Annotated in this window: 17 protein-coding genes; 8 read left to right on the top strand and 9 right to left on the bottom strand. The window is 62.8% G+C overall.

Going from position 1 to position 17391, the window contains the following annotated elements:
* Window positions 1-142 precede the first annotated feature (142 nt).
* Entirely contained in the window at window positions 143-424 is a 282-nt protein-coding gene (locus MQW79_RS00245) for a PilZ domain-containing protein (RefSeq protein WP_476586126.1), read from the top strand.
* Here the strand turns inward: MQW79_RS00245 and MQW79_RS00250 are convergent, their stop codons facing one another.
* A complete protein-coding gene (locus MQW79_RS00250; protein ID WP_476586127.1) occupies window positions 425-2314 on the bottom strand; it encodes a bifunctional sugar phosphate isomerase/epimerase/4-hydroxyphenylpyruvate dioxygenase family protein in 1890 nt (629 codons plus the stop codon).
* Window positions 2315-2568: 254 nt separating this feature from the next.
* Here MQW79_RS00250 and MQW79_RS00255 point away from each other — a divergent pair, with 254 nt between their 5' ends.
* Window positions 2569-3471: a FecR domain-containing protein gene (locus tag MQW79_RS00255; protein WP_476586128.1), complete on the top strand. Its 903-nt coding sequence runs from the start codon at window positions 2569-2571 to the stop codon at window positions 3469-3471.
* A gap of 80 nt (window positions 3472-3551) precedes the next feature.
* Window positions 3552-5786, top strand: coding sequence for a putative bifunctional diguanylate cyclase/phosphodiesterase (locus tag MQW79_RS00260; protein ID WP_476586129.1), 2235 nt, complete (start codon window positions 3552-3554; stop codon window positions 5784-5786).
* Window positions 5787-6521: 735 nt separating this feature from the next.
* Here the strand turns inward: MQW79_RS00260 and MQW79_RS00265 are convergent.
* Window positions 6522-7205, bottom strand: a complete 684-nt coding sequence (locus MQW79_RS00265; RefSeq protein WP_476586130.1) for a TetR/AcrR family transcriptional regulator — start codon at window positions 7203-7205, stop codon at window positions 6522-6524.
* A gap of 232 nt (window positions 7206-7437) precedes the next feature.
* Here MQW79_RS00265 and MQW79_RS00270 point away from each other — a divergent pair, with 232 nt between their 5' ends.
* Window positions 7438-8268 (top strand): shikimate dehydrogenase, encoded by an 831-nt coding sequence (locus tag MQW79_RS00270; RefSeq protein ID WP_476588265.1) that lies wholly within the window; start codon window positions 7438-7440, stop codon window positions 8266-8268.
* Here MQW79_RS00270 and MQW79_RS00275 read toward each other — a convergent pair.
* Window positions 8265-8942: a GntR family transcriptional regulator gene (locus MQW79_RS00275; protein WP_476586131.1), complete on the bottom strand. Its 678-nt coding sequence runs from the start codon at window positions 8940-8942 to the stop codon at window positions 8265-8267. The genes MQW79_RS00270 and MQW79_RS00275 overlap by 4 nt on opposite strands.
* A 276-nt stretch (window positions 8943-9218) precedes the next feature.
* On the opposite strand from MQW79_RS00275, the gene dctP reads away from it, so the two are divergent.
* From dctP to MQW79_RS00295, 4 genes are all read left to right on the top strand, one after another.
* On the top strand, window positions 9219-10199 hold the full coding sequence (gene dctP, locus MQW79_RS00280) for a TRAP transporter substrate-binding protein DctP (RefSeq protein WP_476586132.1): 981 nt from the start codon (window positions 9219-9221) through the stop codon (window positions 10197-10199).
* A gap of 94 nt (window positions 10200-10293) precedes the next feature.
* Window positions 10294-10812 carry a TRAP transporter small permease gene (locus MQW79_RS00285; protein ID WP_476586133.1) on the top strand — a complete coding sequence of 173 codons (519 nt, stop codon included), beginning with the start codon at window positions 10294-10296 and terminating at the stop codon, window positions 10810-10812.
* A complete protein-coding gene (locus tag MQW79_RS00290; RefSeq protein WP_476586134.1) occupies window positions 10809-12119 on the top strand; it encodes a TRAP transporter large permease in 1311 nt (436 codons plus the stop codon). Before MQW79_RS00285 ends, MQW79_RS00290 begins: the two co-directional genes overlap by 4 nt.
* Window positions 12116-12541, top strand: coding sequence for a type II 3-dehydroquinate dehydratase (locus tag MQW79_RS00295; RefSeq protein WP_476586135.1), 426 nt, complete (start codon window positions 12116-12118; stop codon window positions 12539-12541). The genes MQW79_RS00290 and MQW79_RS00295 overlap by 4 nt, the downstream gene beginning before the upstream one ends.
* Window positions 12542-12562: 21 nt before the next feature.
* On the opposite strand, the gene MQW79_RS00300 is transcribed toward MQW79_RS00295, so the two are convergent.
* The 6 genes from MQW79_RS00300 to MQW79_RS00325 are packed head-to-tail and all read right to left on the bottom strand — an operon-like array spanning window position 12563 to window position 17366.
* Window positions 12563-12853: a MurR/RpiR family transcriptional regulator gene (locus MQW79_RS00300; protein WP_476586136.1), complete on the bottom strand. Its 291-nt coding sequence runs from the start codon at window positions 12851-12853 to the stop codon at window positions 12563-12565.
* 60 nt (window positions 12854-12913) lie between these two features.
* Window positions 12914-13744 (bottom strand): hypothetical protein, encoded by an 831-nt coding sequence (locus MQW79_RS00305; RefSeq protein ID WP_476586137.1) that lies wholly within the window; start codon window positions 13742-13744, stop codon window positions 12914-12916.
* Window positions 13745-13749: 5 nt separating this feature from the next.
* Window positions 13750-14673: an ABC transporter ATP-binding protein gene (locus MQW79_RS00310; RefSeq protein WP_476586138.1), complete on the bottom strand. Its 924-nt coding sequence runs from the start codon at window positions 14671-14673 to the stop codon at window positions 13750-13752.
* A 3-nt stretch (window positions 14674-14676) separates the two neighbouring features.
* Window positions 14677-15480, bottom strand: a complete 804-nt coding sequence (locus tag MQW79_RS00315) for an ABC transporter ATP-binding protein (RefSeq protein WP_476586140.1) — start codon at window positions 15478-15480, stop codon at window positions 14677-14679.
* Window positions 15477-16385, bottom strand: coding sequence for an ABC transporter permease (locus MQW79_RS00320; RefSeq protein WP_476586142.1), 909 nt, complete (start codon window positions 16383-16385; stop codon window positions 15477-15479). The genes MQW79_RS00315 and MQW79_RS00320 overlap by 4 nt, the downstream gene beginning before the upstream one ends.
* A 3-nt stretch (window positions 16386-16388) precedes the next feature.
* On the bottom strand, window positions 16389-17366 hold the full coding sequence (locus MQW79_RS00325; RefSeq protein WP_476586143.1) for an ABC transporter permease: 978 nt from the start codon (window positions 17364-17366) through the stop codon (window positions 16389-16391).
* Window positions 17367-17391 lie beyond the last annotated feature (25 nt).

A 17391-nucleotide genomic window follows, 5' to 3' on the forward strand; every position in this document is an offset into this window, starting at 1 on the left:
GCGCCCGCCCGTCTGCCCTCAACTGCGCGAATGGTTTACGGCGCAAAAGATCGGCCTTGCCTCGCATTGCGCAAACCCGATTAAGGGCCCGGCAAGGATGCAGGTCTAGGCTCGATGAAAGCCTGCACAAAAAGACTGCCCCATGCCCCTCGACAAATCTCCCGCCACCTCACCGCTCTTGCTCGAACGCCGGATTGCGCCCCGCCGCAACACCAATATTGCCGCGACGATCAGCTTCGGCTTTTCCTCGAATGTGCCCTGCATCGTGCGCAACGTGTCGGAAACCGGCGCCAAGCTCGAAGTGGCCAAGGTCACCGGCATTCCTGACCGGTTCACCCTCAACGTGCCCGGCCACCGCCCGCAGCTTTGCCGCGTCGCCTGGCGCGCCATGAAGGAAATGGGCGTCGAATACCAGCCCGGGTGATTATCGGGCCGGCATGCCCGCCGGGCGGATCGAGCGCTTCTGTGCCGCAATGCGGAAGGGCGCATTGACCGCGCCATAGCCGGCATAGGCACCCACCCGCTGCACCACCTCGAAGAAGAAGCCTTCCCCCAAATTGGGCGTATAGAGCTGGAAGAATTCTCCGCCCGCATCGCGGTCGTAGAGGATGCTATGCTCGGCGAGCGTGTCGATCATCTCCGCATCAAGGCCCAGCCGCGCCGCCAGGTCGTCGTAATAATTGCGCGAAATCTCCAGCGACTTCAGCCCATTGGCCCGCAATGCCCGCGCCGTCTGGAAAATATCTGCGCTCGAAAAGGCAATGTGCTGCACGCTCGAGCCAAAGGTTTCGGCGATAAAATGCCCCGCCAACGTCCGTCGGCTTTCCGCCCCGTTGAGCGTCAGCCGCAGCGATCCACCGGTGTTGGCAATCACCTGGCTGCGCACGAGGCCCGACGGGTCGACCACGTCCACCATCGGCCCTTTGTCGACCACGAAAATCGACCGGTAGAACAGGATCCAGGTCAGCATTTCCTCATAGTTCATGGTCTGCGCCACATGGTCGAAACCGACCAGCGCCGCATCCGCCCCGGCGGCGACCGTCTCGGGCGCAAATTCCACGTCCCAGACGCGGCCGAGGTCCGAGTGATTGTCGAGGAAATAGATCACCCCGCCGCCCACGCCGCGCACCGCGGGGATAGAGAGCTCTCCCGGCCCCACCCTTTGCGCAAAGGGCTGCGCCCCCAGCGCCTTGGCCCGCTCCAGCGTCGCCCCGGCGTCCTCAACAAGCAGGCCCATGGCATAGGCTGAGGTGCCATGCGTCACATAGGCGGCATGCGCCAGCCCCTCGCGCTCGGTGTTGATGACGATATTGATCTGGCCTTGGCTGAACCGCTCGACACTCTTGGTCCTGTGCCGCCCCGTCCGCGCAAAACCGAGTTGACCGAGCATGCCGCGCAATGTCTCGGCCTCGGTCTCGTCGGCGGTGAACTCAACGAAGCTCACGCCCTTCACGGCGACGCGCGGGGGCAGGGCGGCAATGGCTGGCGCCACCTCCGGCTCGGCCTCGCGCACCTGGTCCATCAGGTAGATCAGCGAACGGTGGCCATCGAGCGCAATGGTGCGGGGCGAGCCTGATCGAAACTGGTCGTTGAAGATTTCCAGCGACAGCGGACCCGAATATCCCGTCGCCGCCACCGCCCGCGCAAACTCCACCACCGGCAGGTCGCCTTCGCCCGGCATATTACGAAAGTGCCGGCTCCAATAGAGCAGGTCCATGTCGAGCGCCGGCGCATCGGCCAGCTGCACGATGAAGATCTTGTCGCCGGGAATGGCGCGGATCGTGTCCGGATTGATCTTGCGCGACAGGCTGTGAAAACTGTCGAGGATCAGCCCGACATTGGCGTGGTCGGCCCGCCGCACCACTTCCCAGGCGTCGCGATGGTCATTGACATGCCGTCCCCAGGCCAGCGCCTCGAATCCCACTTTCAGCCCGCGCTTTCCCGCCCGCTCCCCCAGTTCCCGAAAGTCGGCCGCCGCCCGGTCGATGCCCCCAAGCGCCGCCGGCGCCACGCTCGAACACACCAGCATCAGCGGCGCGCCCAGTTCCCCCATCAGGTCAAACTTGCGCTCCGCCCGATCAAAAGCCGCACTCCGCTGCGGTTCGGGCAGGCCCTCGAAATCGCGGAACGGCTGGAACAGCGTGATCTCCAGCCCCAGATCCTCAGCCATGCGCCGCACTTCAGCAGGACTGCGATCAAAGGCCAAAAAATCGTTCTCGAAAATCTCGACCCCATCAAACCCCGCCGCCGCAATGGCTTCGAGCTTCTCGCGCAGATCCCCGCTGATGGACACGGTGGCAATGGAGGTCTTCATGGCGCGGATCTCTGTGCAAACTAACTAGTTCGTACAAAGTAGCGGGGGGATGGGACTGGGTCAATGTGGGAGAGACAGTCAGGCTAACCCTTATAGTCTTCGACTGACATGCCGAGCATCCCCAAAGTGCCCATAGATCGGCAACGTCGTCTTTACCTTTCGGCAGGGTGTGAACTGGCTGGTGAGTGCCATTAAGAGTTTCTAAATCCCCCACGGCGCGATGCTCTCTGCAAAAGCAAGAATGCGAGAGAACTATGCGCAGAATTATGCTGGTATTGGCGTCCACGCTGGCGCTCGGAGGATCGGCGCTGGCCCAGGATTGGGTCGTTAGTCGAGTACGCGGAACGGCCGAGATGCAGCTGGGAATAAGCTGGGTGGCGGTGGAGCGCGGTATGCTGGTCGAACCGAAGCACACCTTGCGTACCGGCGCCGACGGGCGCGTGGGCTTGGCGCGGGGCAGTGAAATCATCGAACTGGGCGCCAACACCGAGATCAGCCTGCGCGATAGCGGCGCTTCCCTGCAGACCAGCGTCATCCAGGAACGTGGCAGTATCTCCGTGGATGTAGAGCGCCGGAATGTGCAACATTTTTCCGTGCAGACGCCATTCCTCGCTGCCGTGGTCAAGGGTACACGCTTTACGGTTGTCGTGAGTGAAACCAGCGCTGAAGTCGATGTCGATCGGGGCATTGTACAGGTTCAGGATACCGCCAACGATCTCGTGACGGATATTCGTCCGGGCCAGCAGGCCATCGTTGGTGACGGCTTCCCTCTCAATGTCAGCGGGGGCGGTCAGCCCGCAATATTCACGTTTACGGGCGACGCCGTGGTTCCGGGCACGACCGATATAGTGGACACCGGGCGGTCTGATGAAAATACCCGGCAGTTGCCCACAGCCGTCGACGGCAATGGTCGTCCGGCCCATTCTAACGCCGGTGGCAATGGCAATGGCCCTCCGGCTCACTCAAATGCCGGTGGTAGTGGCAATGGCCCACCGGCCCACTCAAACGCCGGTGGCAGTGGCAATGGTCCTCCGTCCAATTCCGACGCCAATGGTAACGACAATGGTCCCCCCGCCCACTCAAATGCTGGCGACAACGGCAATGGTCCCCCGGCTCACTCCAACGCCGGTGGCAATGGCAAGGGTAACGGCCACTAGTGAGAACTCCTGACTGGTTGCGTTCGGTATGGCGTGCCGCGCTGCCAGCAGCGTTTGCGGCAACAGTACTTGTTGGAGCGGTGCTGTCTATTTTCGCCCACTTGGACGAGGGCCTGCGGAACCTGCGCTTTGCGACCACCGACAAGGCGCCCAGTGGTCAAGTCGTCTTCGTCGAGATCGACGCGACCAGTCTCGCGGCGGTCGGCGTCTGGCCCTGGCCGCGCACCGTCCACGCTGACCTGCTCGACACCCTTATGGCGCTCGGAGCCGAAGAGGTGGTATTCGACATCGACTTTAGTGTCCAATCGACCCCAGCCGCCGACGCCGCCTTCGAGGCCGCCCTGCAACGGGCCGGCGGCTATGCCTGGCTCGCGGCGTTCCAGCAGCGGGCACCCGATGGCACAGTTTTTTTCAACCAGCCACTGCCGCGGTTTGCCGCCCAGGCTCCCGCCGTACTGGTCAATGTCGATGGTGATGGCACCCGCCTGCTGCGCTCCGTTCCGGCCGCGCTGGGCGAGCCGCCTGTCCCCTCGATCGCGCGTGCGCTTACGCCGGGAACGGCGACAGACGCCAGCATCGTCATCGATTTCGGAATCGACCTCGCGGCGGTCCCGCGCATACCTGCGCGGGCCGTTCTTGACGACTCCGTTGATCCGGCACTGATCGCTGGTCGTCAGGTTGTCGTGGGAGCGAGCGCTGTCGAGCTGCGCGACTTTTTCCGCGTGCCGCGCTTCGGCGTCATCCCCGGGCCGATGGTGCAGATCGCGGCCACCGAGACCCTTAAGGCGGAGAGGCATCTGGTTGAGTTGGGGCAGGGGCCTGCCGTCGTCATCGCGGCGCTGGCCCTGGCCTTTTTTATTCTGGTCGGCCGACGCCTTGCCGTGCCCGTTCTTCTTGCCGGAACCTTGGGGGGCGCACTCGTCCTGGAATTTGCGGCCTGGTTGGCATTGCGCCAATGGGGCCTGCTCTTCGATACTGCCTGCCTGCACGTCCTCGGCGGCGGCTTGGTGATCCTGGCGCTGGTCGGTGAGTGGCTGGAACGGCGCGCCGAGAACCGGCGCCAGCAGGCACGGCTAGCTTGGCTGGCTCGCCACGATGCCGTCACCGGTGCGCGCTCGCGCCAGGCTTTGATTGACGACCTGGATGGTCGGGCCGGCAGCGAGCAGATCGTTCTGGTGGAACTGGGTCGCCTCGACCTTGTCACCGCTACGCTTGGCCACGATATCGCCGACCGTGTCACGGTTGAAGCGATTGAGAGGCTAAAGCGGATCGCCGTTGGGTTGCCTGCCCGGATTGGCACGGATCTTCTGGCAATAACGCCTGCGGTAGCGGCATCTCCGTCTCAGCTCGCGGCGGTCTTGACCGGACTTCTCGACGCGCCCTATGCCGTTGATGGTCACACCATCTTTCTCCAGGCCCGTTTGGGTCTGTCCCTCGATGGGTCGGCTCCCGGCGCGGAAAAGCTTCGGCAGGCGGATATGGCGCTGGGCCTCGCGCGACGCAATGCCACCAGCTTCGCTACCTTCTCGCAGGACCATGGTCGCCGCGTCGAGGAGCAGCGGCACCTCGATTTGGCCCTGCGCCGCGCGCTGGCGGAGCAGCAATTCTTCCTGGTCTTCCAGCCCCAGGTGGACCTGACGACCGGCGGAATGATCGGCGTGGAGGCCCTGGTGCGCTGGCGAAACCCCGAACACGGGTTGATATCACCAGCCGCATTCATACCGCTCGCCGAAGAAACAGGGCTCATTACCGAACTGGGGGACTGGGTGCTGCACGAGGCCTGCCGGCAGGCGGCGGGTTGGGCCTGGGGCGGTCGGCTATCGGTCAATGTGTCCGGAGCGCAGTTCACGTTCGGTAATGTGGTGGCCAGTGTTCGGAGCGCTCTGGCAGCCTCCGGCTTTCCTGCCGACCGGCTTGATCTCGAGATCACCGAGAGTCTGTTCATCGCCAGCCCCTCCGAAACGTCGCGGGCTCTGGTCGAACTCAGGCAACTGGGTGTTAGTATCGCGCTGGATGATTTCGGCACCGGCTATTCGTCCCTGAGCTATCTCTCGAAACTGCCCATCGACAAGATCAAGATCGACCAGGCCTTTGTGCGGGACCTGCCGGCCCCCGAAGCCCGGGCGATTATCGAAACGGTCATGCTGATGGCCCGCCGCCTGGGGAAATCCGTGATTGCCGAAGGGATCGAGACCGAGGCCCAGCTTCGATACCTCCGCGAAATTGGTTGCCCGGTGGGCCAGGGCTATCTCTTCGGCCGGCCAGAAGCGCCCGAAGCCGTAGGCCTTCTGCCCTCGAATTATGCAGCGGCCTGACATCGCCTTGACCCATCCATACGTCGCGTTTTGAATTCGTCCTGACCGTGGCCTATAGGCAGAACGTATCCCCGCCCCAAAAACCTCCTCCATACGCCCACCCATCCCCGCCAGTTACGCGGTCCCGACGCACTTCGGGGCGTCCCGCAGGGCCGGACGCGCCAGTGGCGCGGCCGGAGGCCAGAAGGCCTTGAGCCCTATGGGCGAATGGCAGGGCGGGGAGGATCGGATGGGGAGGGCGCTCCCCTGCGTGGGTAGAAAACTTCGGTGCCGCTTGGCTAGTCCCGCCACCAGGAGCATGTAGGGCACGCGTTCCTCGGCAAAATTTCTCCACGCGCTCTGCCAGACATGGCGAGAAGCCGCTTTCTCTTCGACCCCTGAAAAATCTTATCCCCGCCCCTTCATCCTCCTCCATAATCCCTCCATCAGCCGGGTTGCGATGGAGTTGCAACGATCAACTGCCCGGCGACAGTCGGGAGGGCTCTGAATCGTTACGGAGCCTGGGTCCGGGGATGGGTTGGGGCAGCAATGTCCTCCCTAGGGAAACCCCCTGCCTGAAATCCCGATGCTCCGAGGCGGCAATCGTCTCACATTTAAAAACTCAGAGGCGGTTTCCGCCTCGGGGCGCCATCAACGACTTCAAACCCGGATGCCAGCGGCAGTCCGGCCGCAAGCCGTGCCCGCCCGGTTCCGGGGCGCGCCCCAACCACCCAGGGAAAGGAGCCGCCAGCCAGGCTAGCCCTTGATTGCCCCGGCCTTGGCCACGAAGCGCAGCACCATGTCGACCGTGTTCTGCTTCAGCCGCTCCTGCATCTCCGCCGCCCCAAAGTCGCGGGCGAAGAGCTGCGAAAAGGTCGCGCGATTGGAGACGTTGAAAAAGCAGAGGGCGCTGATCTGCCAGTGGATTTCCAGCGGGTCGAGCCCGTCGCGGAACAGGCCTGCCTCCAGACCACGCTCATAGAGGTCGCGGATTTTGGCGATGGCCGTCACATTGAGGTCGCGGACCACGCTGGAGCGTTCGAGATACTGGCCGTGGTGGATATTCTCGATCATCACCATGCGGATGAAATCCTCATGCTGGTGATGGTGCTCGAAGGTGAATTCGACCAGGCGCCTCAACCCGTCCACGGGCGAGAGGCCGGCAATGTCGAGCTCGGCTTCGCCCTCGCGCACCGTGGCATAGGCGCTTTCGAGGGCACTGAGATAGAGCCCTTCCTTGTCGCCGAAATAGTAGTAGATCATGCGCTTGGACGAGCGCGTCTTGGCGGCGATTTCGTCGATGCGGGCGCCGGAAAGCCCATTGAGGGCAAATTCCTGGCTCGCCACTTCGATGATGTTTGCCTTGGTGCCCTCGGGGTCCTGCTGGCGCGTCGACGCCTTGCGCCCGCTCCGCTTCACCGCTGATCCCGTCTCCGCCATCGGGGAAAAACCCTTTCCAACACCTCCGCAATTGACCAAACTAACCAGTTCGTACATTGTGGAGCAAATCGCCTGACGTTCTTGTAATGGGCAGACGCAGGCTAAAACAAGGGCGGAGACCTGCCGTCCGGGGAGCAGTTTCGTGAATCAGTCCGATCGCGTGCGAAATGCCTTTGCGGTCGTCGATGCCGCGCGGTCCACCTTCGAGGGCGCTGGCACGACTGCGGTGCGCATTGGCCTTTTCGGTCGCGGCATCGGCTCGTCGCTGACCCCGATCATGCACGAGTCCGAAGGCCGCCGTCATGGCCTCGCCTATCGCTACGATCTCGTGGATTTCGACCGTCTTGGCCTCGAGGACGAGGACCTCGAACCCATGCTGGCGGGCGCCCGCGAGCGGGGCTATTGGGGCCTCAACGTCACCTACCCGTTCAAGCAGGCCATCGTGCCGCTGCTCGACGATCTCTCCCCCGAGGCCGATGTCATCGGCGCGGTGAACACCGTCGTCCTGCGCGACGGCGCCTGTATCGGCCACAATACCGATAGCTGGGGCTTCGCCCAGAGCGTGCGCACGGGTCTGGGCGCGGTGCAGATCGATCATGTCGTGCAGGTCGGGGCAGGGGGCGCCGGTTCGGCAATTGCCCATGCGCTGGTGCAGCTCGGCGCCATGACCATCGACATTGTCGACGCCGATCCCGCCCGTGCGCAAAGCCTGGCCTCCCACATCGCCCGGACCAGCAATGCGCGGACCCAGGCGCTCGTGCCCGCTCAGCTTGAAGAAGTCATCGGCCTTGCTGCCGGCGTGGTCAACGCCACGCCCGTCGGCATGGAAAAGCTGCCGGGCCTGCCCTTCGACCCTGCGCTGCTGCGGCGCCGCCAATGGGTGGCCGATCTCATCTATTTCCCGCGCGAGACCGAACTGCTGCGCCAGGCGGCGGGGCTGGGCTGTCGCACGCTGCCCGGTGGCGGCATGGCCATCTACCAGGCGGTCCGGGCCTTCCGCCTCTTCACCGGCATCGATCCGGACTCTGCAGAAATGGGCAGGACTTTCGCCGAATTCGCCTAGTTGTCGAGGATATGCGTCGACAGCACATGCTCGACGCCGCTGTTGACGTGGCTGGCGAGCATGGCCTGTGCGCCATCGACATTGCGCTCCAGCGCCATTTCGTAGAGCGCCTTGTGGTCGCCGACCACGCCGGCGCCACGGAAGCTGGCCGCCAGCATGTGATAGCGCAGGAACCGATCGAAGATCGCCGCATGCAGGTCGAGCAGCACCTGCGACCCGCAGGCCGATATCAGTGCATTGTGGAAGGCAAAGTCATAGCGCACCCAGTTGACCGTGTGCCGCTCCTGCCCGGCGAGAAGCTTTTTCTCGGTCGCCGCCAGCTTGTGATGAGCCGCTACGACGCGTCCCTCCCATTCGAGATCACCCCGGGCCAGCGACAGCCCGAGGGCATGGCTTTCGAGCAGCAACCGGAGGTCGGCAATTTCCCGCAGATCCTGCCGCGTCACCGGGGCGACGACAAAGCCTTTCTGGCCCTCTGCGACGACCAGTGATTCGCTGGCCAGCCGGTTGAGGATTTCGCGCAGCGTGCTGACCCCCGCATCATAGCGCTCCCGCAGTGCTTCGAGGCGCAACTTATGCCCGGGGCTCAGCCGGCAGGCGATTATGTCCTCGCGCAGGCGCTGGTATGTCGCTTCGCCCACGGTGGGGGAGGTCTGGTCGCTCGTGTCGATCATTTTACATCTGGTAAAACGGGAATTATCTGATACCTATCAAAACATGTGAGAAATGGAAAGTGCGTTGACCAATCTCCTGCGCTGGCCGTTGACATGAACGAACTGTTTCGTACAAAGTGTATGAAGGCCGATGGCGGGAGGTTGTCGGCGCCGGACCGAGAGAGGTCCGGGTAGGGGTGAACCCAAACTGGCATCGGACTGATCTGCTGTGCAGTTCCGGTCCTCGGATGCGCAACAAGCACGGAATGCTAAAGGGCATTCCAGGGAGGAAGACTAATGACCATTTCGCTTTCGCGTCGCGCACTCATGGTGGGTGGCCTGCTCTTGGCAGCCGCATTCCCGGCCATGGCACAGGACAAGCCCGTCCTGCGCTTTTCGGCCGTGTTCTCGGAGCAGGACATTCGCGCCGAAATGTTGAACCTGCTTTCGTCGCAGGTCGCTGACACCGTCACCATCGAGCCCTATCTCGGTGGCAACCTGTTCAAGCAGGGTACTGAACTGGTCGCGCTGCAGCGCGGCAATCTCGAAATGGGCAATATTGCTCCCCAGGATATTTCCAACCAGATTCCCGCCTGGTCGCTGCTGACCTCGGCCTATCTGTTCCGCGATGCGGCTCACCTGCGTACCTTCTTCGACAGCGAGCTAGGCGCCGAATTCAAGCAGATGGCCTCCGATCAGCTCGGTATCCACATTCTCGGGCCGACCTATTTCGGCGCCCGTCAGATCGGCCTGCGCGGCGACAAGAAGATCAACACCCCGGCCGATCTGGCTGGCGTGAAGCTGCGCATGCCCGGCGGCGATGCCTGGCAGTTCCTGGGCACCTCGCTCGGCGCCAACCCGACCCCGATGGCCTATGCCGAAGTCTATACCGGCCTGCAGACCGGTGCGATCGACGGCCAGGACAACCCGCTCCCGAACGTCGAGAACATGAAGTTCTACGAAGTCATGGACCAGATCGTCCTGACCTCGCACCTCGTGGGCTTCGACCTCCTGGTCATCAGCAACACCGCCTGGGATGCCATGACCCCGGAACAGCAGGAAGCCTTCCAGGCGGCCGCGACCGTGGCCATCGACTTCAGCCAGGAAGAGCATCTGAAGCGCGAGGCCGAGCTGGCCGAACGCTTCAAGAGCGCCGGTCTCGACGTGTATGAGCCCGACCAGAACGCCTTCCGCACCCATGCCCAGCAGGTCTACCTCGACAGCGAGCTGGCCAAGGACTGGCCGGAAGGCGCCGTGGAAACCATCAACGGTCTCTGAGGTCATCCTCCAGCGGGTGGCGGTGCGTGTAGTGCCGCCACCCTTTTTTACGGCATTTTCGGTTCCTCGACCGACGAAATGCGGAGTCCCCGTCATGCCAACTTCCCTTGTTCGCTTCGGCGCCTGGCTGCATGCGCGCGCCGAAAACGTGCTGGCCGCCATGCTGGCCATCATGTTCTTCGTCTTCATCCTGCAGATCGTCTTCCGCTACCTGCTGAACTTTCCCATCGGCTGGACCCACGAGATCTCGGTCATCATGTGGATCTGGATGGTGCTGTTCGGTTCCGCTTTCGTGGTCCGGGACAGCGAGGAAATCCGCTTCGACATTTTCTACGCAGCGGCGCGTGGCTGGCCCAAACGCATCATGGTTGCGACAACCGGCCTCATCACCGTGGCGCTCTTCTCGATCTCGCTGCCGGCGGTCATCGACTACATCACCTTCATGAAGGTGGAAAAGACCGCCTATCTCGATATCCGCTTCGACTATCTCTATTCCATCTACGGCATTTTCGCCGTGGCCGTCATCGTGCGCCAGCTCTGGATTACCGGCCGCGCCGTCTGGGGCAAGGAAGATGAGAGTTTCGACCCAACCAAGGCAGGCTCGGGCGTATGACCGTTTCTCTCGCTTTTACGGTCGCCCTGGGGGTGATCACCTTCCTGGCCTTCTTCGGTCTGCCCATGGGCATTGCCATGATTGCCGGCTCGATCCTCTACCTGTTCATGCGCGGGCAGGACATGGGCATCTCGGCCGAGCAGTTCCTCAACGGCATGTACTCCAACTATATCATGCTGGCTGTGCCGCTCTTCATTCTCGCCGCCGAGATCATGAATTCGGGCACCTTGTCCGACCGGCTGCTGAAATGGTGTGATGCGCTGGTGGGCCGTTTCCGCGGCGGCCTTGCGCAGGTCAACGTGCTCCAGTCCATCGTCTTCGCCGGCATGTCGGGTTCGGCCGTGGCCGATGCCGCTGGCTCGGGCAAGATGATGCAGCACATGATGACCAAGGATGGGAAATATACGCCGTCCTACGCTGCCGCGCTGACCGCCGCCACCGCCGTCATCGGCCCCATCATTCCGCCCTCCATCCCCATGGTGCTTTATGCGCTCGTGGCCGATACCTCCATCGGCTACCTGTTTCTGGCTGGTGTTATCCCCGGCCTGCTGATGTCGCTGTTCCTCATGGTGCAGATCAGCGTCACGGCGCGCATCAGGAAATTCCCCGTCGAGCCACCCGTGCCGCTGCGCCAGCTGCCGAAAATGACCTGGGAGGCCTTGCCGGTCCTGCTCATGCCGGCCGTGTTGATGTGGGGCATTTATGGCGGCGTCACCACGCCCACCGAGGCTGCCGCCGTTGCCGCCGCCTACGCCCTGGTCGTCTCGGTGCTCGTCTATCGCAGTGTCAGCGCCCGCGATTTCTATGGTTCCCTGCTGACCAGCGCCAAAACCACTGCTTCCATCGGCATGCTGATCGCCGGCGCTCTGGTCTTCAACTATGTGGTGACCATCGAGAATATCCCGCGCAGCCTATCCATGCTGCTGACGTCCTGGGATCTCGATCCGCTGATGTTCCTGATCATCGTGAACATCGTCCTGCTGATCCTTGGTTGCGTGCTGGAAGGGACCACCATCCTTCTGGTCATCGTACCGGTGCTTATTCCCACGGCCCAGGCGCTGGGCATCGACCTTGTGCATTTCGGCGTCGTCGTGGTGATCAACATCATGCTCGGGCTGATCACGCCGCCCTATGGCCTGCTGCTTTTCATCATGACCCGCATATCCGGGTCTCCGATGAAGGCCCTGATCGGCGATGTCATGCCCTTCCTGTGGGGTCTGCTTCTCGCCCTGGCCCTCTTCACCTTTGTGCCCGAGACCGTGCTCTGGCTGCCAAAGCTCTTCGGCTATCAGGGAGTGCTGCTGTGAAGCCGATCTACGTCCTCAACGGTCCCAACCTCAACCGCCTTGGCAAGCGCGAGCCGCATATCTACGGCTCGACAACTTTGGCCGAGGTGGAGGCCAACTGTCGCGCGGCAGCCGGCGATCATCCAGTTGTCTTCCGCCAGACCAATAGCGAAGAAGCACTGATCAACTGGGTGCACGAAGCCATCGACGAGGCCGCGGGAGTCATCATCAACCCCGCAGCCTTCACCTTCACCTCGCTGGCCTTGCTCGACGCCCTCAAGATGGTGGAGGCACCGGTCATCGAGCTGCACATCTCCAACATCCACAAGCGCGAGCAAATTTACCACCGCTCCTACGTCTCGATGCGCGCCGATGCCGTCATTGCCGGGCTCGGGGCGCGGGGCTACGATACGGCTGTCCGCGCCATGCTGGAAATGGTTTAGCGGGGCGGGGCCCGGCCGGTACTATTCGTCGGCCACTACCCCCGCGCCGTCGAGGACTTCAGGCTCACCCGCCTTGCCCGGCGGGACCTGAGCGAGATCGAGCCTGAACTCTTCGTAGGACGCGTAACCGATCTTGCGGCAGAACCGCGTGATCGTCGGTGGCGAAACGCCGGTCCTGGTCGCAAGCTCGGTTATGGTCAGCGACGGGACGGCCTGGATATGGGCCAGCACATAGTTGGCTATGGCGTGTTCTGCGCGCGACAGATGGGGCTGGTGAACGGCCAGGATCAGGCCTGGATCTGGATTCGTCACGGCACACTCCCTTGTCGGTACAGCTATGCCCGGGGCAGCAGAAGTCGCCCCGGACCGTGATCAGGCGGTTCCTTCTTCGTTCAGCTTGCAGAGACGGTCGCCTGCGGCGAATACATCGTCAAAACGGGCCCGCCAGCCGGCTGGAGAAGTCGGTGACTTCATGTCGAGCACAGCTCCGGCGAACCCTTCGGGAAGGCTGGGCAGCTCCCGAAGCGACCGCTCCATCTTCTTGTCGCCGCCAAAATACTTTCGGTTCATCGCAAAGGCAGATTGGATGAGGCCGCTGCGAACCTGGTGCAGGATCGATTCAAGATAATAGCCATCGACACGAGCTATGGCGGTGTGGAGGTGCATATTGCCCCGCCAGAACCGCTGCGGCGCCATGCCGGCCGCGAATGCCTTCTGGCGCAGCGCATCGGGATAGGCGGCGATCCGCTCCAGCATCCCGACGAAATCCGGGTCCTTCGATGTCAGCACCTGCATGGCAATCAGGTCAGCCAGAGCAGTGGTCTTGTAGAACCCGTTGGGGGTCCACACCCGGTCCTCTTTTTCGAAACTGCCGTTCAGCGCCCTCTCGGCTGACGCGAATATGGTGGCCGTGTCGCGGAACCACATTTCGATGACGCGGCCATCAAGTTTCATGTCGATCCCGGCCTCGCATGCGCCTGACCAGATTTCGAAGCCATGCGCGCCGGGCAATAGGGCCAGAAGCGCGTCCCGCAGGTCCTCTACGGCAGGGATATCCGAGCCGAAAACGTAGAAATCGATGTCGGACAGGGCGTCGACCTGCCCCTTGGCATGGGCCCCGCCGAGCCCGACAACGATCGATCCAATGGGGAGCGCCGAAAGCGCTCCGCCAATGCGTTGAATGATAGCGGCTTCATCGCCCATGATGGTCAATCCACCTGCCGGACATAATGCCCCGGCTCAACCTCGATCACATCGGGCGCAGGTTTGCGGGCGAGGGCGCGGACGGCTTCGGCCTCCTTTGCAAAGGCTTTGCTGCCGCGGCCATCCAGCTTGACCGCAGGGTCGGGCACGGCCGACAGCAGGAGCTTCGTATAGGGATGTTGCGGATTGGCAATGACCCGATCCGGTTTGCCCCACTCGACCATCTGGCCTGCATACATGATGGCGATTTCGTCGGCGATGAACTGCGCGGTGGCGATGTCATGGGTGATGTAGAGAAACGTGATGGCCCGCGTTTCCTTCATGCGGCGCATGAGATCGAGTACCGAGCGGCGGATCGATACGTCGAGCATCGAGGTCGGTTCATCGGCGATGATCAATTCAGCCCCCACCGCCAGGGCACGAGCCAGGTTGACACGTTGGCGCTGACCGCCCGACAGCTCGTGCGGATACTTGTGAAGCGTCACCTCGGGATCGAGTTCTACATCCGCAAGCACCTCTCGCACTGCGGCATTGAGGGCCGCGCCGCTCAGCTTGCGGTGAAGCACCAGCGGTCGCTCCAGATGGTGCTGGATCGTGTGCGCCGGATTGAGGGCGGAGAAGGGGTCCTGGAACACCATCTGCACGCTGCGCAGATAGTCCAGCTTCTGGGCGCGCGTCCTGAGCTGGGCTATATCCTGGCCCTTGTAGCTGATCCGGCCCGATGTCAGCGGGAACAGCCTAGTGACGGCCCGCCCGAGCGTCGACTTGCCCGAGCCGCTTTCACCCACTACGGCCAGCGCCTTGCCGGCCTCGATGCCGATGGTGATGTTGTTCAGAGCCACCACTTCGTGCGCGGCCCCGAACATGGGCTTCAAGTGAAAGGACTTGCTGGCGCCTTCGATGCGCAGGAGTTCGGTTGCGTTGTCCATGGCCTAACCCCGCGTCAGCAGCGGCATGGATGCCCATAGCCGCCTTGTGTAGTCATGTTGAGGATCGGCGATCAGCTGCGCCGAGGGCGCCACTTCCACCAGCCTGCCTTCCAGCATGATGGCGATGCGGTCGGCGAACTGGCCCATCAGCGCCAGATCATGCGTAATGAACAGGATGGCAAAGCCGAACTTGTGCTTGAGCGCCACGATCTCCTCGAGGATCTCGCGCTGTACCACCACGTCAAGCGCCGTGGTCGGCTCATCCATGATGATGAGCTTGGGCTCGAGCGCCAGGGCGATGGCCAGCACGACGCGCTGCCGCATGCCGCCTGAAAGTTGGTGCGGGTAGTCGTCGAGGCGGCTAGGGGCAATGCCGATCATGGTCAGCAATTCCTCGGCCCTCTCGCGAGCCTGCTGCCTTGTCCTGCCCGTATGCTGCACGATCACGTCGCGAAACTGCTCGAAGATGGTCAGCACCGGGTTGAGGGAGTTCATGGCGCTCTGGAACACCATGGAAACGCTCGACCAGCGCCACTGGCGCAGCCGGTTCTCCGGCATGGCCAGCACATCTTCGCCATCCACGGTGATGGCGCCTTCGGAAATGATGGCTGGCGGTCGATGCAGACGCATCAGTGCCAGGGCGATCGTGCTTTTGCCGGAGCCGGACTCACCGGCCAGCCCCAGCACTTCGCCGCGGTCGATGGAGAAATCCACGCCTTTGACGGCTGTGAACAGGCCCTTGGCGGTGAGGAAGTCGACCTTGAGGCCCTTTACCTCCACCAGGGGTTTGGGAACGATACTGGTCATGCTGTGGTCTCCGCCAGACGCTGCTGGTCGAGCTTTTTCTGGGTGCGGACAGCGGCAGCAACAGTTCCGAGCGTGCGCAGGCGCGGGTTGGAGATTTCGTCGACACCGAAGTTGAGGAGCGACAGACCAATGCCGATTCCGGCCACGGCCAGCGCCGGCACCAGCACCTCCCACCATGCGCCGATCGAAATCGCCGAGGTGTTCTGCGCGTGGTAGAGCATGGTGCCCCAGGACACCGACATCGGATTGCCCAGGCCGAGGAACTCAAGCGTCGCCTGGGTGATGATCGTGTAGGTCACCGAGCCGATGAAATTGAAGCCGATGATCGACAGCAGGTTCGGCAGCAGCTCGACAAAGATCATCCTTGTGGGCCGTTCGCCGATGAGTTCGGACGCAACGATATATTCCCGATTGCGCAGGGTTAGGGTCTGCGAACGGGTAACGCGCGCCCCCCAGGCCCAGGACGTCAGGCCGATGATCACGGCGATGACCGCGGGGCTGGTCTGGCCCATGAAGGCCGCAATGACCAGCAGCAGCGGCAGCTGTGGGATCACTAGGACGACATTGGTGAAGAAGGTCACGACTTCGTCGATCCAGCCGCCGAAATAGCCCGCGGCAATTCCGAGGCAGGTGCCGATCAGCACGATGATGATGCCGGCGAAGAAGCCGACGGCCAGCGACGTGCGGGTGCCATAGATCAACTGCGCGAACACGTCCCGGCCCATGCGGGTCGTGCCGAACCACTCATCGGGGCTGGGCGGCTGGTGCGGGCGGCCGACGCGCTGCATCGGGTCGAGATTGAGGATCATGGGCCCGAAGATGGCCACGGCGACATAGAGCAGCACAATGATGAGGCCAACCAGGGCCTTGCGATTGCGCAGGAAGACTTTGAGGGTCTCGAACATGGATCAGGCCTTCCGCAGGCGAGGATCGAGGAATACGTAGAGCAGGTCGACCGCCAGGTTCGCCAGCAAGGTGGCGAAGGTCATGATCAGCAACTGGCCCTGGATGAGCGGATAGTCTCGCGTGACGATGCCGAGGTAGAGCGTCTGTCCGAGGCCCGGATAGTTGAACACCACCTCGGTCACGAGCGACCCGCCCAGAATCGCGCCAAGCGTCAGGCCAAGCGAGGTGACCGAGGGCAGGAGCGCATTGCGGGCTGCATAGTTGAACTGCACGCGGCGGTTGGTCAGGCCCTTGGCCAGGCCCATGGTCACGTGATCCTCGCCGAGCTGGCCGATCATGTTGTTGCGCATGGTCACCAGATACCCGCCTACAAACACGATCATCAGCGAGCAGATCGGCATCAGGCCGTGGATGAAGACGCTGGAGATGAACTGCCAGCTCCATGCGGGATCCAGCGAGGGATTGAAGGCATAGCCTGTCGGCAACCAGCGCAGCGCGACACCGAAGACGTAGAGCGCGGTCAGCGCGATCACCACGGCAGGAGTTGCCTGCAGGGCGAGGGACGTTGGTGTGGCGACTGCATCGAGCAGGCCCCCGCGGCGCCACGCGGCATAGGTGCCGATGATCGAGCCGATACAGAAGGCCAGGAGCGTCGCGGTGCCCGCCAGCAGCAGGGTCCAGGGGAATGCATAAGCCAGAACCTGGTTGACCGTCTGCGGATAGAAGCGAATGGAATAGCCCAGGTCGCCGGTGAAAACCGACTTCATGTAGTCGAGGAACTGCATATGCAGCGGGCCGGAGGCGAAACCAAAGGTTTCGATCAGCGCCTGCCGGGCTTCGGCGGGCAGGGTGGTCGCCTGCTGGGCGAACAGCACGTCGATCGGATTGCCAGGCATAAGCCGGGGCAGGATAAAGTTGATCGTGGCAGCGACGAGAAACGCCACGAGATAAAAAGCGACACGGCGTAGGACGAAACCCATCGCACTCCCTCCCTGAGAAAATAGA

Source organism: Devosia sp. Micro-HW1 (genome assembly GCF_056341075.1).